This is a genomic window from Desmonostoc muscorum LEGE 12446 (assembly GCF_015207005.2).
Lineage (GTDB): Bacteria > Cyanobacteriota > Cyanobacteriia > Cyanobacteriales > Nostocaceae > Nostoc > Nostoc muscorum.
In genome coordinates this window covers 3188459-3211004 of sequence record NZ_JADEXS020000001.1, presented here as the reverse complement: position 1 = coordinate 3211004, position 22546 = coordinate 3188459, and the positions used below count along the sequence as shown (strand labels likewise).

Sequence of the window (22546 nt, the reverse complement as noted above, 5' to 3'; positions counted from 1 at the left end):
CAACACAATGCTAGTTTGGAAAAATTGCCCTTGGGCTGGAAATAAAGCTTAATTTTCAATCCCAGTAAACCTGCAATTAAGTTTGGTTGGCGTAAATTTTTTGAAAATTGGGTATTTCCAGGTACCAGGGCTGAGCCTTAGGGCTACTCTTACTTTTCTTGTTTAAGAAGATCTTTGAGAGTGACACCGACCTGAGAACCTTTACCCTCAAAAACCGAACCTACTTTCCCACTATTGAAGCGTGCTTGAACTTCAGTGAGTAGGTCGCTAGGTAAAGGCACATAGCCCACTTCTGTAACTAGCTTTTGGTTTGCTGGAGCATAATTGAAATCAACAAAAGCCTTGACATCAGGACGCGTTGCCACAGTTTTCTTGACGTAGATAAACTCTGGGCGAGAAAGCGGCTGATAAGTACCATCACCGATGGTCTGTGGACTAGGCTGAACACAGCCTTTACCACTATCAATGGCAACCAGCTTTAACTTCTCTTTGTTGTTTTCGTAATAGGCATAGCCAAAGAAGCCCAATCCGCCTTTGTCAGCGCTCACACCTTGTACCAAGGTATTATCATCTTCACTAGCAGTGTAGTCTCCCCGGCTTTCGCCTTCCTTGCCCACAATTGCCTGGGTGAAATAGTCGTAAGTACCCGAATCAGTTCCAGGACCGTACAAACCTATTTTGTCAGCAGGGAATTTCGGGTTAATCTGGTTCCATTGGGTGACTTTGCCTTGAGCAGATGTCTCCCACATTTTCTTTAGTTCATCAACTTTGAGGCACTCAACAAACTTATTTTGGGGACTAACCACCACTGAGAGACCATCGTAAGCAATGGGGAGTTCAATGTACTCGATATTGCCTTTTTTACAGAGTTCTACTTCTTCTGGCTTAATGGGGCGGGAAGCATTAGAAATATCAGTTTCACCCGCGCAAAACTTTTTGAAACCGCCGCCTGTACCAGAGGAAGCGACAGTCACTTTTACCCCAGGATTCGCCTTTTGAAACTCTTCTGCCATCGCCTCAGAAATAGGATAGACGGTACTAGAACCATCCACCTTGACTGTTCCAGATAAACTCGATCCGGTTGCTGTATTGGTGGCTGGGGTAGCGCCGCCTTCAGCTGCTGGGCTAGAGTTGTTAGAAGCCTGATTGTTTTCGCCGCCGCAAGAGCTAATACCAATTGCCAAAGCAACTAGGGGAGCAACCAACCGCACCTTTGAAGAGAACATAAGGATCTTTATAGATGATGCTATGGATTAACAGTATGAACATTAGCATTGAAGAGTAACAGAAAAGTTAACAATCGGTTAAGTCAATCCTAATACATACTCATAACCACTAAACATTAAAGTCAGTAAAGGCACATGTTTATATCAGTAATAATCTAACATGTGATTTAAATTATACTACTATCTTCCACTGAATTAACTAAAATATATTTTATTTGGGTACGTTTAAAATATTTTTTAGAATCTCCACATTATTAAATTAATTTAGGGCTATATATTAACAACCAAATATCAATCAAGATCCAAGTTTCATCTCAGGTATTCTACTGAGAGATTGAAAGGCCTACATGGTCTTTGGGCTCTGCAAAGAGCTACAGGCAAAGCCAAGGTGGGAAACTTCATATATTAATGTTTATACTGGTTGCTATTGGTTTTCCCTTTTGCCTTTCCTTGGTTGCCTGATAAATGTTTGCTGCTTCCAACCAATTACTATGGTCTATGATTGGCTTACTCCTGACAATGGGTGGCACCTTCCTAGAAGCTTATGGCATAACTTCACCTTGGAGTTGGAGTCAGCACGGAATTCAGACTTTTTCTTTAGGTGTAACTTTTCAAATTGGCGCAGTACTCCTCGTGGGTTGTTTAGGGGGTAAAAATGCTGGTGCGCTCTCGCAAATTGCCTATTTAGTCATGGGGTTAACCTTATTACCAGTATTTGCCGATGGTGGTGGTATAGGTTATGTCAAGCTATCTCAGTTTGGCTATTTACTAGGCTTTATTCCTGGAGCTTGGATTTGTGGCTTGTTTGCCTTTAAAGCGAGACCTCGACTAGAAACCCTGGCTTTTAGTTGCGTCTGTGGCTTGTTAACTCTCCACCTATGCGGTATTACTTATTTGATTATTAGCTATCTTTTTCAGTGGAAAGGCACAGAAAATCTACCTTTGATGCAAGCAATTCTTAGATATTCTTGGTTTGCACTACCAGGGCAACTAGCTGTAGTCTGTGCCGTGACTGTAATAGCATATGTATTGCGTCACTTAATGTTTTATTAGTTGATTGTCATTTGTCCTTTATCCTCTCTTACAAAGTGACGCTGCTACCTCGCTAACGCTGGGCTAACGGATCTAAGGAAGCCTTAGCTGAGACTTTGCGCTTTGTCAAAAACTCATGACCAATGACCAATACTTCTCTACGAGAGGCCGCGCCCTAAGCGTAGCTATGCCGCAGGCTTTACGGCTTTGCTCAGTACAAGTGCCCAATGACCAATAACCAATGATCAATGACTAATTTGCCATGCGTTTAAAAAATCGCCTTTTCTGGATTTCTGCCTTCATAGCTTTTTTCCTAGACCAAATAACAAAATACTGGGTGGTGCAAACCTTCAGCTTGGAGCAAACCCTACCACTCTTACCTGGGATATTTCACTTAACCTATGTCACGAATACTGGTGCGGCTTTTAGTTTGTTAAGTGGAAAAGTAGAGTGGTTGCGTTGGTTATCTTTAGGGGTGAGTTTAGTATTGATCGGGCTGGCGCTGTTTGGTCCAACGTTAAATCTGTGGGATCAGCTGGGCTATGGCTTGATTTTAGGTGGAGCTATGGGCAATGGTATCGATCGCTTTGTTTTAGGCTATGTTGTTGATTTTCTAGATTTTCGCCTGATTAACTTTGCCGTATTTAATGTGGCAGATTCATTTATTAGTATCGGTATTGTTTGCCTACTAATTGCTTTCTTCCAAAAAACACCAACTTCAACTGGCTGGCCGGATTAAACTATTAAGCCTGGGATGAATCATCCCAGGCTATTGATCCTTCAAACCCTTTGTCAGTCATATATGCAAAGACTTGATCTTGAGGTTTGAATCATTTAGATTTCTAACTTACACCAGCCGCTACAACTGGTGTAATAGTCAAGATCCAGAGCGATCGCTGACGGCAAATTCATAGTCAGATTATTATGCCGCAGCTTTGAATTTAGTTACCTGTGCTAGGAGTACTTGGCGAACTAGAACCTGGAACTGAACTAGGAGAACTGGGAGTTGGTTCAGGAGCGCCAGACTCAGGAGAGGTAACGCTTCCTGGTGCTGGATTTATATTGCTAGGAGCGCCAGACTCAGGAGGGGTAACGCTTTCTGGTGCTGGAGTTATATTGCCAGGAGCGCCAGACTCAGGAGGGGTAACGCTTCCTGGTGCTGGAGTTATATTGCCAGGAGCGCCAGACTCAGGAGGGGTAACGCTTCCTGGTGCTGGAGTTATATTGCTAGGAGCGCCAGGCTCAGGAGGAGTAACGCTTCCTGGTGCTGGAGTTGTGTTTGTGTTATCAGGAGTGCCAGATTCGGGAGGAGTAACGCTTCCTGGTGTGGTTGTGCTATCAGGAGTGGTGGTTTCTGATGGCGTCGTTTCTGTTGGGACTGTAGTGCTACCAGGAGCAGTAGGCGTGACTGCTGTACCACCAGCACAGCGGGAGTTAAGAGGGAAATACTCGCACAGAATTTTCATCCCTTCTGGCGACATCTTGATTTCCGTTGGTGAACTAGTGGAGGAGTCGCTACTGGATTGGGCTATGGGGGATTTACTGGATTGGGCAACAGCAATATTAGTGGTAAGTGCCAAAGATAGAGCTGTACCAATCAGGGTCAGAGATTTTCCCATCATTCTGAAATTAACCTCAACGGAACACTCGCACTATTAAAACAGACAATAAAATTTAGAAAATCCTCCTAAAAGAGGATATTGAGGTTTGTTTCAAAATATGTTGATATGTAAAATTAGTAAAAATTAAATATGTTGTTTATCACAATATAGTGTCCAAAAATACAAGTTTATGAATACTGTTTGTAGTTATTTAAATCGCAAAACTCTATTAAATAAGCATTTGAGAGTGGATAAACGAAATAAAACGTTGGTAAAAAAGCAATAAAAATCACAATTTATTTTTAGTTGTGTAATATATTTAGGTATAAAATGCATCTAAGAAATCATCTAGCCAACTTATGCTTTGGCTTATGAGTAAAATGATGGAAGATTAACATCTAAGTTGTAGTTCGCCCGATTCTTCACCCAAGAGTGTGATGTGAATAGCCGATGAGTTCTCCCCAACCCCCTCACAAGCCACAAACGTTACTAGGTCAGCTGACTCAAGCAGTACATACGATTCAAGCTAGGGTCGATTTTTCTAAATTGGCGCTCAAGCCTAATGCCAAAGTACCGGAACTCTGGGTGCAGGATGCGGGGGCGGATAAAGCAGAGGTATATCCACTATTGGGCGATCGCTATATCCTGGGTCGTAGCTCCAAATCCTGCGATATCGTCATCCGTAACCCTGTTGTCAGCCAAATTCACCTGTCGCTATCGCGCAATTCTACTCAGCGCACCCCAGTTTTCGTCATCAAAGATGAAAACTCCACCAATGGCATCTATCGTGGCAAGCGTCGTGTCAACTCTCTGGAACTACGTCACGGTGATATTCTCACCTTGGGACCACCAGAACTCGCCGCTTCTGTGCGATTGCAATACGTTGACCCGCCACCTTGGTATATTAAAGCTGCAACTTGGACAGGTTATGGCATCGGCGGTGTCAGCGCCCTCTTCGCCTTAGTAATTGGCGTGGAATGGTTGAAATTTTCAGTCAGACCCCTGCCCACAACTACACGCGCCCCAGTAGTTGTTTATGCCCGTGATGGCACTACCCCCCTGAGAGAGCCTCGGACTACCTCTCACGTAGACATGAAGCGATTAGAGGAATTTGGCCCTTATTTGCCTGCTGCCGTGGTCGCTTCCGAAGATAGCCGTTATTATTGGCACTTTGGGGTTGATCCGTTGGGAATCCTCCGAGCCGTGCTGATTAATAGCCGCAGCGGAGATGTGCAGCAAGGAGCCAGCACCGTTACCCAGCAAGTTGCCCGCAGTTTGTTCCGCGAGTATGTAGGTAGACAAGACACCCTGGGACGTAAACTGCGGGAGGCAGTTGTCGCCCTGAAATTAGAAACGTTTTACAGCAAAGATGAAATTTTGCTGATGTACTTAAATCGGGTTTTTTTGGGGGGGGATACTTCTGGGTTTGAGGATGCAGCCAGATATTACTTTGAAAAGCCAGCTAAAGATTTAAGTTTAGCGGAAGCTGCAACATTGGTGGGAATTTTACCAGCCCCCAACGCTTTCGATTTTTGCGGGGATGGGCCAAATAAGCTAGAAACTGCTGAATACCGGAATCGTGTGATTAAACGGTTGCTGGAGATGGGCAAAATCAAACCAGAGGACGCCAATCGAGCTAGACGTTCCACTGTTCAAGTGAGTCCAAAAGTTTGCGAACAGCAAGCCAAAACCATCGCTCCTTATTTTTACAATTACGTTTTCTCTGAGTTGGAATCAATCTTGGGGGAGGGAGCAGCAAGAGAAGGAAACTATATTATTGAAACCAGGCTCGATCCAGCCATCCAAAGCCAAGCAGAAGCCGCATTGCGTAATTCAGTAAATAGCAGTGGTGGAACTTTTAACTTTTCTCAAGGGGCAGTGGTCACCCTTGACTCCAGTACTGGTAGTATCTTGGCAATGGTGGGGGGAACTGATTACAAAAAAAGTCAGTTCAATCGTGCAACTCAAGCTAAAAGACAACCAGGTTCCACCTTCAAAATCTTTGCTTACACCGCCGCCATTCAACAGGGGATTTCAGAATCAAAAAGTTATTCTTGCGCTCCTTTGACTTGGCAAGGCTTTACTTACAAACCCTGTCGTGCTGGTGCAGATACTAGTTTCGATATTGCCACTGGGCTGGCTCTTTCGGAAAATCCCATCGCTCTGCGAGTTGCCAGAGAAGTTGGGCTGGATAAAGTGGTGGCTATGGCTCAGCGTTTGGGGGTAAAGTCCTCCCTCGATCCAGTTCCTGGATTGGTACTGGGTCAAAGTGTGGTCAATGTTTTGGAAATGACTGGTGCTTTTGGCGCCATTGGCAATCGCGGAGTGTCCAATCCTCCCCATGCCATTAGTCGGATTTTAGATAGCGGGGATTGTAGCGATCGCAACGATCTAAAAACTTGCCGTGTAATCTACTCCTTCGACCAAGATCCAGACGCCAACAAACGAGTTTTGCCAAATAATGTAGCTGATGAAATGACTAGTTTAATGCGTGGTGTAGTCACCAGAGGTACTGGTCGTAGTGCTGCCATTGGACTAGGAGAAGCTGGTAAAACAGGCACCACTGATAAAAACGTTGACTTATGGTTCATAGGTTTTATTCCCAGTCGGCGGCTTGTAACTGGTGTTTGGCTGGGAAACGACAACAATTCCCCCACATCTGGTAGCAGCGCTCAAGCAGCTCAGTTATGGGGAAATTATATGCGCCGGATTACAAGGTGAATTGGGGATTGGGGACTAGGGACTGGGGACTGGGGACTGGGGACTGGGGACTGGGGACTGGGTACTGGGGACTGGGGACTGGGGACTGGGGACTGGGGATATTCTCCCCGTGCTCCCTCATCTCCCTCATCTCCCTCATCTCCCTCATCTCCCCAGTCCCCAATTATTGCAAACTGTTTAGTACAGACGGGGGAAAGGTATACCCTCATCTCCCTCATCTCCCCAGTCCCCAATTATTGATATCCCTGCCAAGGAGTAATTTCCAATTTGCCACTAGGTTTGAATATCACTTGAAAGTGAGCAAGAGGTTCTTTGTTATTGGGGGGTGCTGCATTGGAACCGTAGATGGCGTTGAACATCTGGGGAAGAGGTGTTTCCCGAAAATAGTCAAAGGCGACTTGGTTTAGGGGTTCATAGTCAGCAATTACACCATCTTTGTTGACTGCTACCCGATATTTTAAATCTCGTGTAAATGTGGGGGCGCCACTCCAAGCTTGGCGAACTGTATTATAAAGTTTTTGATTTAAACCTTTGACTATATTAGAGTCAGTAATTTTTGCACCTACCACCTCTGGCGTTCTGGCATATCCCCGCCAAGGGCTGACTTGTAGCACACCGCCTGTAGTAAATACTACTCGGAATTGAGCGATGGGTTCATTGGAAATGGGAGCGCGGTTAGCTGGATTGTAAAGTAGGTTAGGCAGAGGAGTTTGCCCGACTCCTTGATTTGCCTCTTGATTCACCGCTTTATAACCAACGATCGCTCCATCCGCAGCTACACCTAGACGATAGATCAAATCCTGTTGCAATCCTGACCGATTAGTCCAAGCTGGATGAATTTGATTATAAACTTGGCGATTTAATGCACGCAGCTGGGATGGATCAGTAATTTCCGAAACTGTACTTAAAAGTGCTTCTAAATCTTTAACTGCTGGTTTGGTACTAGCCGCAGGTGTTGGTGTAGGAGTTGCAGCAGCTATGGGTGTCGCAGCCGATGTGGGAGTTGGAGCCGCTGATGCTGAAGGAGCGAGGCTCTTGGTTGTTGAGGTAGTTTGCTCATCTGGCTTGGGCTGTGGTGGACGCATTTGCGGAGGTGGAATCAAGTTAAAAGCGATCGCTGCTACTGCTAAACTTGATACTCCCACAGCAGCTGGAACTGCCTGCTTGATTAAAGCTTGACTAGCACCGCCATAGCGTCTGGTAACTGGTTGTAGCTCTAGGGAAAGTTCTGGTAAAGTTTGGGTATCAGCAAAAAACTGATCTACTGCTTCCACCAAATCAAACAACTGCACCGTACTCAAATCAATTTCAAGAGGCGGACGCTTAGAATGGCTTGGGCTAGACTCGAAACCATCTGGTGCGCCTTCTGAATGCACAATTAATCGGTGTCGGTTGCTATTAATTTTCTGAAACTCTACTAGCTCAGACTCATGATTATGGGCTTGTGGGTTGGGTACATTACTTAAAAATTCTTGGGCATAGCCACTAACCGCCCTCACCAAACTTTCAAAAAACTCCCGCCCTCCAGTTAGAGGTTGATTATATCCAGATAAATAACATTCTGCATTTACCAATATTGATAATTCTGGGCGCAGTTCTTGGAAGTGTGCAGCCCTAGTAACATCACTTAACCCTTCTAAAAGCAGTGTACAATTAGGTAAACTGTACTTACGTTGAATATTCATTCCACTTCACCGTCAAAAAGACTAATCCAAAACCGCTGCATTCCAGCGGTACCAGTACAAAATAATAATTGTCCTAACAAATTTATAGCTAGCTCATCTAATTTTTCATCAGAACTCAATGCCAGTACACCAGAACGTCGAGCATTCATCCGGCTCTTAAAATGCGCTCTAAACCGCTCTAGGTAATTAGATAGCCGCAAATTCTGTTCTAGGGGAATCTGCTTTTCTTCCATTTGTTGACATATCATTAATAGCTGGCGGATGACAACAGTTAAACGCCGCGCTATGTAACAAGCAATGACTACCAAAGCTTTGGCTTCCATAATAGTTAGTGGGCGGCGGATGTGCGCTCTCCGTAGCGGATTAGAGCTACGCATCCGCCATAAATTCACCCGATCTTTGACAATTCCTTTAAGATCCAACTCTTGAGCAAAAGCCAGAATTGCTTCAGAACCACCAAGCTCTAAAGCTTCAATAGCCAGTAAAATCAGGTCAATTTGCAACCGGGTTCTTCGAGGACATGTTTGTCCGGCGATCGCAGGATCTGGTAAAGTGTCCAGAATCATCGGCAGTGAATCTTGAGTTGGACTTTTCAACGGCGTTAAACTTGCGGAAACATTCATTCTATAAATACCTTGTGCGCTTCTGACAGACTAGGTAAAACAAATTTAAGATAAGTAGCCAAGACTTGAACATTAGACTTGTGGCAGTGGTCATGACTACCTGATATATACATTACTTAACTCTTTCTACTCAAAGGATTCCCTATATTGAATTCAAAACTTTAAAACATAACTTAATTCACCTCTTTTATTAGTGCTATATCTTTTCTAGCTTGATTTAGATTCTACTTATCGTCAATCAAGGGTCAAGCTTTAGCCTCCATGCCCAGCGTATGACATTATAGTGTACGATTTTTCAGGTATCTGGAATTGGGGACTAGGGATTGGGGACTGGGGACTGGGATAGCTAGGAATTTAAATTCATAACTCCTCACTTTCGACTCGTTACTTTTCCTAATCCCTAGTCCCCAATCCCCATTCCCCAATCCCTAGTCCCCAATCCCCATTCCCCAATCCCCATTCCCCAACCCCCATTCCCCATTTTATGGATTTGAAATCTCTGATTCGTGACATCCCAGATTTCCCCAAACCTGGAATTTTATTTCGGGATATTACTACCCTACTGCGCGATCCAGAGGGATTGCGCTATACTATTGACTTTTTAACACAAAAATGCATCGAAGCTGAGATGACAGTGGATTACGTCATTGGTATGGAGTCTAGGGGATTCATTTTTGGCTCACCTGTGGCTTATAAACTCGGAGCTGGTTTTATTCCCGTCCGCAAAAAAGGTAAGTTGCCATCAGCAGTTCACTCAATTGAGTATCAACTAGAGTATGGTACAGACTGCCTAGAAGTCCATCAAGATGCTTTAGACGAAGGTAGCCGAGTTTTGATTGTGGACGATTTGATTGCCACTGGTGGAACTGCGAGTGCAACAGCAAACTTGGTGCAGAAGATTGGCTGCGAATTAGTGGGGTTTGGGTTTATTATCGAGCTACGAGATTTAGAAGGGCGCAGACATTTGCCAAATGTGCCGATTATTTCTTTGGTTGAATATTAATGTCATGGGGCATTGGCCAAACAGGGCATTGGGCATTGATTATTCTCCTCTGCTCCCCTGCTTGTTCTGGTCAGCGATCATGAAACGTAATGCAGATGACAACCAACGACTAACAGAATGTTATGACATCTACAGCAAAAATTTCTTTAGCAACGGGTTGGGATTGGCTGATTAGGCTAGTCACAAGCGAAACTTTTATATACGTAATGAAGCGGCTGTTGCAGGCATTGCTGACTTTGTTTTTGGCGTCTGCGCTATCGTTTCTGGTTATGCAACTTGCTCCGGGAGATTTTGTCACTCAATTAGAAGCAGATCCGAAAAAATCTAGAGACCAAATTAAGGCCTTACGGGAGTTTTGGGGCTTAAATAAGTCCTGGGTGGAACAATTTTGGCTTTGGTTGTGGAATATTGTCTCGAAAGGCGACTTTGGCCCGAGTTTTTCTTATAAACGCTCAGTAGTATCGCTGTTGTGGGAACGAGTACCGGCAACTTTGCTGTTAGCGATCGCTTCTTTGATTGTAACTTGGGCGATCGCCATTCCCTTGGGCATTATCGCTGCCATCAAGCAAAATCGTTGGGCTGACCGCGTTTTACAAGTCATTAGTTACGCTGGACAAGGATTTCCCAGTTTCATCACCGTTTTAGTGCTGCTTTTCTTCGCTCAAATCACCTCACCGTTGTTCCCGGTAGGTGGTATGACTAGCATCAATCACTCGGAACTAAATTGGTTTGGCAAAATCGTCGATGTTGGCTGGCACATGATTTTACCCACCATCGCCCTCTCAATTACTAGTTTTGCTGGTTTACAACGCATCACTCGCGGCGAATTATTAGATGTTCTGCGTCAAGATTACATCCAAACAGCTCGTGCTAAGGGACTACCGGAAAATCGCGTAATATATGTTCATGCTCTCCGCAACGCCATCAACCCTCTAATTACTCTATTGGGCTTCGAGTTAGCTAGTTTATTAAGCGGTGCATTCATCGCCGAACAATTCTTCAACTGGCCTGGTTTAGGAAGATTGACTTTACAAGCTGTAATGTCTCAAGATTTATATTTAGTCATGGCCAGTTTAGTGATGAGTGCAGTTTTGCTAATTATTGGTAACTTAATTGCTGACTTAATGCTTAAAGTTGCCGACCCACGTATTCGTTTAGAAAATCTAAATTAGTCATTAGTCATTGGTCATTTGTTATTCTCCGCGTCCCCCCACTCCCCACTCCATGTTGTCCGAAGTCTATTACCTGGTGCGTTCAAAAAGTGATGGTCGTTACCTGACAGCTCGTCCCAATGCTGAAGCATCAGGTTATGTATTATTGTTTCGGGAAAATTTTGATGCTCTTAGTTATCTCAACACCCATGCAGGAGAGGTGGCAAATCGTTTTGCGATAGAATCAATTGCTGGTACACAGTTAGGAAGTTTGCTCAAACGCTGGGGTTTTACTGGTGTGGGCATTGTAACTGACCCGTTATTGCCGAAAGTCGAGTTTTTACAATATAGTTGAAAACTAGTTTGCTTCTGCTGTTTCAGCTAAATAAGGAGGCGATCGCACAAGTAAAATTAGGCAATATCGGTGAATTTAGTTCATCACCATTGAACAACGTAGCAACTAACTTTAAACTCCCTTGTTCCCGTCGATAAACTTCCACTTGTTGCTTGTGCCAGTCCACAATCCAATATTCTCTCACTCCCCGTGAAGAGTAGAGCTTCAGTTTCAGTTCCCTATCCCGCTTTTCGTTCTCACTACCAAGAGATAGTACCTCTACCACTAGTTCTGGCGCACCAGTTAAATGCCCCGCCTCGTCTAAAAGTAGGAGCAATCTCTCATTGCTAACCCAGACAACATCAGGAATCACATTATCATTCTCGCCAAAAATTACTCCTGGAGCAGGTACAACTTCTCCTAGACCAGTAGTCTGTGACCAATTATCCAGCGAAGTACTAATTCTGACACAAGTTTTTTGATGATTCCAGTGAGGCGCTCTGGTCACAAACAATTCTCCGTCAATAATTTCATAGCGGTTCCCGTTATCTGGAAACAATTCTAAGTCGGCAGTAGTCCAGCGCACTCTCTCAGATATCGGCTGGTTCATAAATCATTATTTGTTAAGGTATTTACCTATTTTAGCTAGATGAGGCATTGGGCATGGGGCATGGGGCATTGGTTATTCTTTCTCCCCCTGCCTCCCCTGCTCCCCCTGCCTCCCCTGCTCCTTCTACGGGAGCATCCCACTCCCCACTCCCTACACTACTACCTTTTCTTTTTCCAAAATCAACTTAGAACGCTTCACCTGTTCAGGAATCGCTACTGGATAATCTCCTGTAAAACAGGCAGAACAAAAACTATTAGTGTCTTCTCCTGTGGCTGTTAGCATTCCCTCCCAGCTGAGATAAGCAAGACTATCCACTTCCAGTTGCTTGGCGATTTCTTCTACTGATTTAGTAGCAGCAATTAGCTGATCTTGAGAATCAGTATCGATGCCATAGAAACAAGGATGAGTCACTGGCGGAGAAGAAATTCGCATATGTACTTCTACTGCACCAGCCTCACGCAAAGTTTTAACCAGTTTTCGGCTGGTAGTACCGCGCACAATTGAGTCATCTACGATGATCACTCTTTTACCAACCAGCACATCTTTGAGGGGGTTGAGTTTCATCTTCAGGCCTGACTCGCGCATGGTTTGGGTTGGTTGAATAAAGGTTCGCCCAACGTAGCGATTTTTAATCAGCCCTTCCATGTAGAGGACACCAGAAGCTTGGGAAAATCCAATGGCAGCAGGGATGCCAGAATCAGGAACACCAAAGACAATATCGGCATCTACAGCGGATTCTTTAGCTAGTTGCCTCCCTAATCGCATCCGGTAGCTGTACAAACTCTCGTTGTGCATGATGCTATCGGGGCGGGCAAAGTAAATCATCTCGAAGATACACAATTTTCGCTGGGGCTGTTGACTCCAGTGATAGGAAGCCAAACCTTCTTCGGTAATCCAAACTAATTCACCTGGTTCTACATCCCGCAGGTATTCGGCTCCAATAATGTCTAAACCACAGGTTTCCGAAGCCAAAACGTAACGGATGGGATTACCTGGCAAAGTACCGATGACTAAGGGGCGAATGCCATTGGGGTCGCGCACGCCCATGACGCCAACGGGAGTACCAATAACTAAACTAAAGGCTCCTTGACAACGCTGAAACGCCTCAATTGCACCTTCTAGCCAATCTGCACCCGCATCGATCGCTTGGGCGATGGCAAAAGCGATCATTTCTGAGTCTGTTGTTGTGATTAGGTTGTATTTGTTCTCCAGCAACTCTTGGCGCAATTGCACTGTATTGACTAAATTACCATTATGTGCTAACGCTACCGAACCTAAGCGAGTTTCAATGACAGCAGGTTGAGCGTTAACTCTGCGGCTAGAACCTGTAGTGGAATAACGAGTGTGACCAACAGCAAGGCTACCAGGTAACTGTTCCAAGATCGATTCGTTGAAGACTTGAGACACTAAGCCCATATCTTTGTGGAGGTGGACTTTCGTACCCTCAAAGGTAGCAATACCAGCTGATTCTTGACCCCGATGCTGGAGGGCATACAATCCAAAGTAGCTTAGTTTAGCAACGTTTTCTCCTGGCGCGTAAATACCAAAAACACCGCAAGCTTCTTCTGGCTTGTCGGGATGATTTTCATAACTATCGATTGGGTTGTTGGTCTGGTCGGGGTATTCATCCGAAGTGACAGAATGAATAGAAGTCATGCTAGCTTTGCTCCTGGTGGGGGGTCAATCAATTTTGGATTTGAAATTTGCGATAGCGAAGCGTTACTGAGTCCGCGAGCGTCTTTTGGATTGACCGCACCCCAAAAGGAATGCGGCTTGAGAATTTAAGATTTGTTTAACCTGCTATTGACGGATGATACATTCAGTAGAAAAAGTACTCTTAATCCAAAATCTAAAATTTGGTAGTCCATTCACTGGGATTATGTCGATAGATAGTCGCAGAGTTCTTAATAAATCTTTAACCATCCATTAAAACAGTACCGTAATTTTGTTCACAAAGGTTAATAATTTGTCAGTGAAGAGTGAGAACTTAGGAGTCAGGAGTCATGAGTTAGGCTTTTTATGCTTAACTCATGACTCTGAACTCCTAACTTTTCTAATTTCACTCCTCACTTCTTCAACTGGGGGTAGTGGTGTGGATGGCGAGACGCCTGACGATCGCCTGGGAATAACGATCGCTCATATGTTCAATATTAACTTTGATTAAGGCTTGGTTGTCAGTGGTTAAAACCCCCAAACCCGCCTCGAAATTACCGACTATACCCAGTTTTTGCCACTCTTGACCCAAATGTTCCTGTAAGTATGATTCCCAAATTTCTTGTTGTTCTGGTGCTATGGAAACTAAAATTCTGGCACCACCTTCGGCAAAAAGTACCTCATCGAGCCGTTGTGACTGGTTTGATACTATTTCTAAATTGATTTGGGCGCCAAGGTTGCCAGAAATGCAACATTCTGCTAAGGCGATCGCGATTCCTCCCTCAGCACAATCGTGGGCTGAATGTACCCAACCATTACGAATTCCGTCACGACAAACTTTCTGTACCCGACGTTCCAAATCAAAATCTATTTGTGGCGGTTTTCCGGCAACAGTACCGTGGATGGTGGCTAAATACTCAGATGCTCCCAAGGTGAGTTGGGATGCTAAAGGTAATCCCAGAAGATAAATCACATCGCCTGCTGTTTGCCAACCTTGACCACAAATTTTGGTGATATCGGGAATCAACCCCACCATACCCACAACAGGAGTCGGATAAATTGGTTGGGGAGTCCCTTGGGAATCAAGGGTTTCATTGTACAAAGAGACATTTCCGCCTGTAACTGGTGTTGCCAGTTCTCGGCAACCTTCTGCCAAACCACGACAAGCTTCTGCTAATTGCCAGTAGCCAATTGGTTTTTCTGGAGAGCCAAAATTGAGGTTATCTGTCACCGCCAGAGGTTCTGCACCTACACAACTAAGATTGCGTGCTGCTTCCGCCACCACTGCCTTAGCTCCTTCATAGGGATCAAGATAAACGTAACGAGAATTGCAATCAACCGTAGCCGCCACTGCCGATTTTGGATTTTGGATTGGGGATTTGAGATTGGGGATTTCTTCCAGTGGGCGCAAACGGATAACAGCGGCATCTGCACCACCTGGTAAAATTACTGTGTTGTTTTGTACTTGATGGTCGTACTGACGATATACCCAGCTTTTAGAAGCGATCGTGGGTGTATCGAGCAAAGTTAAGAGAATATCATTCCAGCTTTGCAGGCGTCCTTGGAGTTCGATTCCAGCAATTGTACAATCAGGCAAAGAATCAGCAGTCCATTCCCAAGCTTGACGGGCATATTCTGGTGGTTCTGCCAACAAGTCCCGTTGATAAAGCGGGGTATTCTCTGCCAAAGCCTCAGCGGGAATTTCTGCTGCGACTTCACCTTGGTAAAGAATCCGCACAATAGGTTCACCAATCACTGTACCGGCAACAACAGCCTGAAGTCCCCAGCGGTGAAAAATATCGATTAACTCTTGCTCGCGCCCTTTGTGGGCAACAAACAACATCCGTTCTTGAGATTCGGAAAGCAGGTATTCATAGGGAATCATCCCTAGCTCCCGCACGGGAATTTTATCTAAATCTAGTTCAATTCCCACACCGCCTTTTGCCGCCATCTCGGAAGTCGAACAGGTGATTCCTGCTGCTCCCATATCCTGGGCGGCGACAACTGCACCTGTTTTAAAAGCTTCCAAACAAGCTTCAATTAACGACTTTTCCAAAAAGGGGTCGCCTACTTGCACAGCAGGGCGATCGTCCATTGATTTATCACTCAATTCTGCACTGGCAAAACTCGCGCCTCCCATCCCATCGCGCCCGGTGGTGGAACCGACATACAACACAGGGTTACCTAAGCCAGATGCCCCAGATTTGACGATTTCTGGCGTTTCCATCAACCCCAGCGCCATCACATTCACCAGGGGATTACCAGAGTAAGCAGGATCAAAGTAAACTTCACCACCAACGGTGGGTACTCCGACACAATTACCATAATGAGAGATTCCTGATACTACACCAGTGAATAACCTTTGGGTTTTGGCATCTTCTAAGGAACCAAAGCGCAGCGAGTTTAAGATGGCAATGGGACGCGCACCCATTGTAAAAATATCCCTGAGAATGCCTCCTACTCCCGTTGCCGCTCCCTGAAAGGGTTCGACTGCTGAGGGGTGGTTGTGGGATTCTATTTTAAAGGCTAATTGGAGTCCGTCACCCAAATCTACAACACCAGCATTTTCACCAGGCCCTACCAGAATGCGATCGCCTTCTGTAGGAAACTGTTTGAGTAAAGGTCGAGAATTTTTGTAACAGCAATGTTCTGACCACATTACCCCAAACATTCCCAGTTCGGCTTTGTTGGGATGACGCCCTAAACGACGGACAATTTCTGCGTATTCTTCTGGCTTTATACCTTCAGCGGCGATTTCTTCAGCTGAAAAAGCTGGTTTTGAGGTTGCAGTCATGGAACTAATGCACTCTGGGGGACAGAGAATTATTCTATCGATTTACTTGCCTTGTAGATGCAGTTCCAGAAATGCGGATAATTCTTCTTTGGATATTTCCCTCTGAACTACTTGAATCACCAAGTTGTAAGCTTGCTCTTGGGATAAGTTCAAGCTGTAGCCGTTTACGGTTATGAAGGTATCCATAACCGCAAATGCCGTGCGCTTGTTGCCATCAATAAACGGATGGTTCATTGCTAAATGGTACAGGTATGCTGCTGCTTGCTCACCAATTGTCGGATGAAGAAGTTCGCCGCCAAAGGTGGCTTGAGGTTGTGCCAGTGCTGAATCTAGCAAACCTTCGTCTCTGACACCTGATGTTCCACCAAATTTTTGAATTTGGCGTTGGTGAATATCTAAGACTTGAGAAATAGTCAGAAATTTAGGAGTCTGCAAGGCGGCGAAAAACCTCTTCCCATTTTTTTTCAACTACCAAATAAGCCTGCCATACTTCTTCATCTGAGGCAATTTGATTGGAGGCAGTATTTTCTAATTTATGTTCATTTTGTTCAATTTCGCGGAAATATTCGGCAAAATCAGGAATATTTAATAACAGTTTCTCAGTTGCTTCGTTTTCTTGTGTTTTTTGCAGATAAGCAAGAATTGCAACTGCTACTCGCAACTTCTCAGGAGGAAGTTGACGCAAACGGCTTTCAGCTTCTGATAAATAAGTGCTGTGCTTTTGTTCTGTTGTCATCGTTATCCCAAGCTAAGTTTGTTGCAAGACGTTGTGAATCAGTTCTGCTGCTAACTCTAGCTTATCGCGCTATTGTGATTTACTCAATGAAGGCAACTGCAAAAACACTTAATTTACTAGCAAATTAAGGTGAAGGGGGATAATTCGAGTAATTTTACTATTATTACAAATAAAGACTTGTTTGTAAAATTAAGATTAACTAAATGCAACATTATTGAAGTAGGAAAATGAATTTACCTATAATCTTTATTCAGGTTTGTCACAGTCCTAATCCATTGGAATGGACTATTGTTATTGCTATAATTGGCGCAATTTTAGCTGGTTCGGGTATAGCTGCTACTGGGATTGTTTCTATTGCAAGTACAGTAATAACAATGCTTATAGCAGGAGCGAGTATAGAGGCAATATCAGCAGCAATAGGAGGAATGCTGAATACAATTGGTGCAGCCACCGCATCAGTTCAATTAGTAGCTATGTTGGTGAATGCCGTTAAAAGTATTTTGGGCTGCTAGTTAATTTTATGTTGTAAAGCACGATCGCACTTTTAATTTCGTATAATTTTGACCACGATCGCTCCTCATTAAACTTTTAAACTAAGCTTTCTTAGCATTTTTTAATATAAAGCAAACTTACTTCTCAGATTGAGTAGTACAATCCCAGAATGCCCTCAACAGCATCGTCCTGAGCAAGAGGTAAACAAGAGCAATATCGACAACTTTACACCAGATGGAGAACTTGATTTTTGAATCTCAGTGAAATTTCTAACTCCCTAACTTGTATAAATCTACTGTCACTCAGAGATTATTCGGGCATATGCAGCTTAGCTGTAACAATCAAGTGACGACAATCACACTTATACATGATTAGGATCGTCTCATTGCGATCGCCAGCTAGGCATAATTAAGGACAACTGAACTCTAGCCGAGTCATTAATAGGGAACACACTAGTTACCGACAGCCTTTTTTAAGGACTGTCGGTTTTTTGTTATTAGTCATTGGGCATTGGGCATTGGGCATTGGGAACGTGGAAGGAGTGGGGTGGTGGGGTTAAATTCTCTCCCCATCTCCCCATTTCCCCATCTCCTCATCTCCCCTACCCCATGCCCCATGCCCCATTCCCCATACATAAATAAAATTTCCCCACAACTGGTTGGTAACTTGACAGAGATTTAGCCACAGCCACTACCAAATGTGGGGAAGTTATGATCAAATTGGTAATCTTATGCTTATCGAGTGCTAAAACTTGACACTCACTCTAGTAGAGCAAAAGCATACTCCTAGAATCAGCACACACTTTGTATTAAGACATCGCTTGAATGATGTAATCAAAGTATGGTGCAGCTTGGATAGAATCTTCTGCACTCAGTAAGTCGAGAGCGGCAGTTTTGAGTGAATTGATAGCTTCTACCATTCCAGGCACGGGAACGCCCAATGAGTTGTACATTTCCCGCACGCCAATCAAACCAATTTTTTCAATTGGCTCTTTGTCGCCGGCAAGTACACCATAAGTAATTAGGCGTAAGTACCAACCAAAATCACGGACACATAGAGAGCGTTGGCGCTCACCATAGGCATTACCACCAGGAGAGATAAAGTCAGGGCGCTTTTGCCAAAGTTGTTTGGTTGCTTCCTGAACTATCTTTTTTTCATTTTCAGCTAGGGTCGCAGCAATGCGCGTCCGTTGTACGCCGGTTTCCAAAAAGTCTTTGATATTTTTAAGTTCGCCACTGCTGGGATAACGCAGTTCGTCGTCGGCTCTGAGAATAACTTGGCTAATTACAGTCATGATGATTGAAATCACCTTAAATATTATCTGCTAGTTTAGCGAGTCGGAGGTACACAAGTGAAGGGATAGGAGCTAGTTATGTATTGAATTTACACGTTTGGCTAGAGGATGAGGGATTAGGGACTCTTTATTGGGGACTGGGGACTGGGGACTGGGGGAGCAGATGGGAAGTTGTAGTCAGTCTTACCCTCTGCCCGTGGAGCCTCTTTTCAATGCCCAATACCCAATAACAAATGACAAATGATAAATGACGAATAACAAATGACTAAAATAATTTGGCAACAAGGTGAATTAATTGAAGTGACGATCGCTAATCTGAGTGATACTGGCGATGGCGTGGGACGCGCTAATGAACGTGTAGTGTTTGTCCCGGATACTGTACCAGGCGATCGCGCTCTTGTCCGTTTACTACATGTTAAACCTAAATACGCCCAAGCTAAGCTCCACGAGCTATTGCAACCATCTCCCCATCGCATCCGCCCTGGTTGTATTGTGGCGGATAAGTGTGGTGGTTGCCAGTGGCAGCATATTGATTATGATTACCAGCTTGTCGCTAAGCAAAATCAAGTTATCCAAGCTTTGGAACGTATTGGCGGTTTTATCCAACCACCAGTAGACCCAGTATTGGCTGCTGCTTCTGCTTTTGGCTACCGAAATAAATCTACCTATCCTCTAGGCACGTCGGCAACAGGACAAGTACAAGCTGGTTACTACCAAAAAGGTAGTCACCAATTAATTAACTTAAATCAATGTCCAGTCCAAGACGCACGTTTAAATCCTATGCTTGCCGAAGTAAAGCAGGATATCCAACAGCAGGGTTGGCAAATTTACGACGAACGCCGCCACCTTGGGCAAATTCGGCATCTGAGTTTACGCATCGGCCGCCACACTGGCGAAATGTTGCTGACTTTGGTGGTGAAGGACTGGAATTTACCAAAAATTGAAACCCAAGCCCAGGAATGGTTAAAGCGTTATCCGCAGCTAATGGGAGTGTGCCTCAATCGCAATGGCGATCGCACAAATGCTATCTTTGGATCAGAAACCCGTTGCATCGCTGGAGTACCCCACCTGCGTGAAAGATTTGCTGGACTGGAATTTCAAGTGCGCCCAGATACATTTTTCCAAGTTTATACAGAAACAGCAGAGGCACTATTGGAGGTAATTCAGTCAGAACTCAATCTTCAAGGGCATGAATTCCTAGTTGACGCCTACTGTGGTATCGGCACTTTAACTTTGCCCCTCGCCAAACAAGTACGTCTTGCTACAGGCTTGGAAGTGCAACCAGCAGCCGTGGAACAAGCTATTTTGAATGCCCACCGCAATGAAATTAAGAATGTGACGTTCCAAGTCGGCGCAGTTGAGAAATTACTGCCAAAAATGGGCACAATACCAGAAGTCGTAATCCTCGATCCACCACGTAAAGGATGCGATCGCGCTGTCATCGATACTTTACGGCAATTGAAACCATCCCGGATTGTTTACGTCAGCTGTAAAGTAGCCACCCTCGCCCGCGATCTGAAATTACTCTGTGAAGATGGGCAATATAAGATCGCACGGGTACAACCTGCTGATTTTTTTCCCCAAACTGCTCATGTGGAAGCTGCCGCCTTTCTTGTGCTATCAGATTTGGATAAGGATGCTGATTCCTTTAAAAAAACTGAAATTTCAAATTTGTAGTCTAGTGCATACTAATAATGCTAAAATCGAATTAAGCTAAAAATAGAAATTCATTTTGTTTAAAGAAATTCAAGTTGCATCGGCTCTTAAAAGTATGGATGGGATTGTGTAAATTACAAATCGGCAAGTCCCTTAGAGTATACCAATACTCAATAAAATTCATAGCATCTTTTGAAGTTGCTAATTCCATTATCAAATTTATTACAGCCGTTATATATTCCAACAATCCCAACTTATTTATAGAGCCAATGCTCCCTAGCATTTTCAAAATTTAGTTTTAAAGACGCAAGTTTGAAGGCAGCATGACCACCTCAATTTTTATCAGGGTGCCTGTGACACCAAACTGATGTCTAGCTAACTGAAAGCTATGGGGTTTCTCTAGTGATTACTATTTCCCTCCGTCCAGTTGGACGTTATTGGGGCACAATTAGTTTTGCCTCAACCCTCTATCTTTGTCCAATATTAGATTTATTGTTGGCAGAAATTCCAGCAAAATTACAATCAGAACTGCGTTTAGGACTTCAAGAAGCCCTAGTAAATGCAGCTAAACATGGCAATAATCTCGATCCGAGTAAAAGAGTTGTAGTCCGTTTTTCCTTAATAGATAATCAATATTGGTGGATAATTTCAGACCAGGGTAGCGGCTTTACTCCCTCAGCGATTAGTGATGAAGAACCAACTGACTATCTACCACCAGATGAAGCAGAAAGTGGTCGTGGTCTTTGTCTTCTCCATCAAATTTTCGATCAGGTAGAGTGGAACCGCAAAGGCACAGAATTGAGGCTTTGTAAACAAATGCAAAATCGCCGGGGACTATCTCTGCGGCGTTAAGAGGGGAGTGGGAAATGGTGAATGGCGAGGGGAGCAGCGCGAAAAAGTGAGATCATCATGAAGTTAGCAGGGGAGGCAGGGGAGGCAGGGGAAGCAGGGGGAGTAAAGAGAAATTTTTAGTATTTTTTACTACCTCGATATCCATGAATAAACTTATTTCTTTGTCTCCCCCTGCTCCCCCTGCTCCCCCTGCTCACAAAATCGCGTTGCTCCCGTGGCGAGTGAGGAAACCATTCCCTACTCCCCACTCACTACTCCCTTATTTCCGTGACTTGGACAGGGAGGAGCAGAAATAGAACGATCTAGCCAACCAACTGCTTGTTCTAGTCTCGCTTGGGCTTCTTGTGGCTGATTGTTTAAAAGATAAACAAGAGCTGCTGCCACTTGTTCATTAGCGCGGGAATTGCGGTTAGACTTGAGGCGATGCCAATCGTCAGGAGAAATGCTCAGTCTTTGCATTAAGGCTTGGGCTAGTTCTAAAGTACTAAATTCATTCAGTTGACTGGTTTTCGGCAGCTGGGTAGATTGAGGCATAAATTATGAGTGCTGAGTTGAGAACTTATAGTTTTAATTTTGACTATTGGCAGACTAGTCTTTAATCTTAGTCTACTACTTGTAAATGAAGCCGTCTCAACAATCACAACCACCAGGGGAAAATCCGGAACCAGATTTGTCACAAGAAATCGAGGAAGTAGAGCGATCGCTCTTATCCTTGAGAGAACGTTACAATCAAGTGCAGCGCGATCGTCAGCAAAAGGCTCAATTGCAGCAGCGTCAGGATCAATTAAAGCGCCACAAATCTCAGACACCAGAAATCAAAGCAGAGTTACGGCAAATCAAACAGCACTTGGAGACGCTAGAACTCAACTTAGAAAGCCAGTTATTTTCTTGGCGTAGTCTCAAAAAACCTTTCTGGCAGGCCGTCCGCTTTGGTGGAATGGGCGTTATCATAGGCTGGATATTAAAGTCTTATGCTGGATAAGCCCAATTTTGGATTTTAAATTTTGGATTTTGGATTGGGTTAATGAGTTAACATTCTTTAATATCTTTAGTCCCTACATTGACGAAATATAAGTTGCATAA

At 44.2% G+C, this 22546-nt stretch carries 21 protein-coding genes; 10 read left to right on the top strand and 11 right to left on the bottom strand.

What is annotated here, in order from left to right; translation table 11 throughout:
• Nucleotides 1–149: 149 nt before the first annotated feature.
• Nucleotides 150–1226, bottom strand: coding sequence for a PstS family phosphate ABC transporter substrate-binding protein (locus tag IQ276_RS13815; protein ID WP_193917865.1), 1077 nt, complete (start codon nucleotides 1224–1226; stop codon nucleotides 150–152).
• 465 nt (nucleotides 1227–1691) lie between these two features.
• On the opposite strand from IQ276_RS13815, the gene IQ276_RS13810 reads away from it, so the two are divergent.
• On the top strand, nucleotides 1692–2279 hold the full coding sequence (locus IQ276_RS13810; RefSeq protein WP_190883103.1) for a biotin transporter BioY: 588 nt from the start codon (nucleotides 1692–1694) through the stop codon (nucleotides 2277–2279).
• A 241-nt stretch (nucleotides 2280–2520) separates the two neighbouring features.
• A complete protein-coding gene (gene lspA / locus IQ276_RS13805; RefSeq protein ID WP_190883101.1) occupies nucleotides 2521–2997 on the top strand; it encodes a signal peptidase II in 477 nt (158 codons plus the stop codon).
• Between the two features lie 202 nt (nucleotides 2998–3199).
• Here lspA and IQ276_RS13800 read toward each other — a convergent pair whose 3' ends face one another.
• Entirely contained in the window at nucleotides 3200–3880 is a 681-nt protein-coding gene (locus tag IQ276_RS13800) for a hypothetical protein (protein ID WP_228043125.1), read from the bottom strand.
• 429 nt (nucleotides 3881–4309) lie between these two features.
• Here IQ276_RS13800 and IQ276_RS13795 point away from each other — a divergent pair, with 429 nt between their 5' ends.
• Nucleotides 4310–6580: a transglycosylase domain-containing protein gene (locus IQ276_RS13795; protein WP_235115651.1), complete on the top strand. Its 2271-nt coding sequence runs from the start codon at nucleotides 4310–4312 to the stop codon at nucleotides 6578–6580.
• 233 nt (nucleotides 6581–6813) lie between these two features.
• Here IQ276_RS13795 and IQ276_RS13790 read toward each other — a convergent pair whose 3' ends face one another.
• Nucleotides 6814–8265 carry a DUF4335 domain-containing protein gene (locus IQ276_RS13790; RefSeq protein ID WP_193925138.1) on the bottom strand — a complete coding sequence of 484 codons (1452 nt, stop codon included), beginning with the start codon at nucleotides 8263–8265 and terminating at the stop codon, nucleotides 6814–6816.
• A complete protein-coding gene (locus tag IQ276_RS13785) occupies nucleotides 8262–8888 on the bottom strand; it encodes a DUF3038 domain-containing protein (protein ID WP_190883094.1) in 627 nt (208 codons plus the stop codon). Before IQ276_RS13785 ends, IQ276_RS13790 begins: the two co-directional genes overlap by 4 nt.
• 484 nt (nucleotides 8889–9372) lie before the next feature.
• On the opposite strand from IQ276_RS13785, the gene IQ276_RS13780 reads away from it, so the two are divergent.
• The 3 genes from IQ276_RS13780 to IQ276_RS13770 all read left to right on the top strand — a co-directional run bounded on the left by IQ276_RS13780 (nucleotide 9373) and on the right by IQ276_RS13770 (nucleotide 11397).
• A complete protein-coding gene (locus IQ276_RS13780; RefSeq protein ID WP_190883092.1) occupies nucleotides 9373–9891 on the top strand; it encodes an adenine phosphoribosyltransferase in 519 nt (172 codons plus the stop codon).
• A 122-nt stretch (nucleotides 9892–10013) separates the two neighbouring features.
• A complete protein-coding gene (locus tag IQ276_RS13775) occupies nucleotides 10014–11063 on the top strand; it encodes an ABC transporter permease (protein ID WP_193925317.1) in 1050 nt (349 codons plus the stop codon).
• A gap of 52 nt (nucleotides 11064–11115) precedes the next feature.
• Nucleotides 11116–11397 (top strand): hypothetical protein, encoded by a 282-nt coding sequence (locus IQ276_RS13770; protein ID WP_193925316.1) that lies wholly within the window; start codon nucleotides 11116–11118, stop codon nucleotides 11395–11397.
• Between the two features lie 22 nt (nucleotides 11398–11419).
• Here IQ276_RS13770 and IQ276_RS13765 read toward each other — a convergent pair whose 3' ends face one another.
• The 5 genes from IQ276_RS13765 to IQ276_RS13745 all read right to left on the bottom strand — a co-directional run bounded on the left by IQ276_RS13765 (nucleotide 11420) and on the right by IQ276_RS13745 (nucleotide 17169).
• Nucleotides 11420–11986: a Uma2 family endonuclease gene (locus IQ276_RS13765; RefSeq protein ID WP_235115650.1), complete on the bottom strand. Its 567-nt coding sequence runs from the start codon at nucleotides 11984–11986 to the stop codon at nucleotides 11420–11422.
• A 150-nt stretch (nucleotides 11987–12136) separates the two neighbouring features.
• Nucleotides 12137–13642: an amidophosphoribosyltransferase gene (gene purF / locus IQ276_RS13760; protein ID WP_190883085.1), complete on the bottom strand. Its 1506-nt coding sequence runs from the start codon at nucleotides 13640–13642 to the stop codon at nucleotides 12137–12139.
• 418 nt (nucleotides 13643–14060) lie between these two features.
• Complete coding sequence (gene purL, locus IQ276_RS13755) at nucleotides 14061–16433, bottom strand: phosphoribosylformylglycinamidine synthase subunit PurL (protein ID WP_193921597.1); 2373 nt, start codon at nucleotides 16431–16433, stop codon at nucleotides 14061–14063.
• A 42-nt stretch (nucleotides 16434–16475) separates the two neighbouring features.
• The gene (locus IQ276_RS13750) at nucleotides 16476–16868 is read right to left on the bottom strand and encodes a type II toxin-antitoxin system death-on-curing family toxin (protein ID WP_193921595.1); all 393 of its coding nucleotides are present in this window, start codon (nucleotides 16866–16868) and stop codon (nucleotides 16476–16478) included.
• Nucleotides 16855–17169 (bottom strand): hypothetical protein, encoded by a 315-nt coding sequence (locus IQ276_RS13745; protein WP_193921593.1) that lies wholly within the window; start codon nucleotides 17167–17169, stop codon nucleotides 16855–16857. The genes IQ276_RS13750 and IQ276_RS13745 overlap by 14 nt, the downstream gene beginning before the upstream one ends.
• A gap of 227 nt (nucleotides 17170–17396) precedes the next feature.
• On the opposite strand from IQ276_RS13745, the gene IQ276_RS13740 reads away from it, so the two are divergent.
• Nucleotides 17397–17681 carry a hypothetical protein gene (locus IQ276_RS13740; RefSeq protein ID WP_193921591.1) on the top strand — a complete coding sequence of 95 codons (285 nt, stop codon included), beginning with the start codon at nucleotides 17397–17399 and terminating at the stop codon, nucleotides 17679–17681.
• Nucleotides 17682–18469: 788 nt separating this feature from the next.
• Here the strand turns inward: IQ276_RS13740 and IQ276_RS13735 are convergent.
• Nucleotides 18470–18955 carry an allophycocyanin subunit alpha-B gene (locus IQ276_RS13735; RefSeq protein WP_073640412.1) on the bottom strand — a complete coding sequence of 162 codons (486 nt, stop codon included), beginning with the start codon at nucleotides 18953–18955 and terminating at the stop codon, nucleotides 18470–18472.
• Nucleotides 18956–19216: 261 nt separating this feature from the next.
• Between IQ276_RS13735 and rlmD the strand changes: the two genes are divergently transcribed.
• Both rlmD and IQ276_RS13725 read left to right on the top strand, forming a co-directional pair.
• Entirely contained in the window at nucleotides 19217–20632 is a 1416-nt protein-coding gene (gene rlmD, locus IQ276_RS13730) for a 23S rRNA (uracil(1939)-C(5))-methyltransferase RlmD (RefSeq protein WP_193925282.1), read from the top strand.
• Between the two features lie 381 nt (nucleotides 20633–21013).
• On the top strand, nucleotides 21014–21463 hold the full coding sequence (locus IQ276_RS13725; RefSeq protein WP_190883687.1) for an ATP-binding protein: 450 nt from the start codon (nucleotides 21014–21016) through the stop codon (nucleotides 21461–21463).
• Nucleotides 21464–21700: 237 nt separating this feature from the next.
• On the opposite strand, the gene IQ276_RS13720 is transcribed toward IQ276_RS13725, so the two are convergent.
• Complete coding sequence (locus IQ276_RS13720) at nucleotides 21701–21997, bottom strand: DUF6439 family protein (RefSeq protein WP_193914600.1); 297 nt, start codon at nucleotides 21995–21997, stop codon at nucleotides 21701–21703.
• Between the two features lie 85 nt (nucleotides 21998–22082).
• Between IQ276_RS13720 and IQ276_RS13715 the strand changes: the two genes are divergently transcribed.
• A complete protein-coding gene (locus IQ276_RS13715) occupies nucleotides 22083–22445 on the top strand; it encodes a sll0565 family protein (protein WP_193914601.1) in 363 nt (120 codons plus the stop codon).
• The last annotated feature ends 101 nt before the right edge of the window (nucleotides 22446–22546 follow it).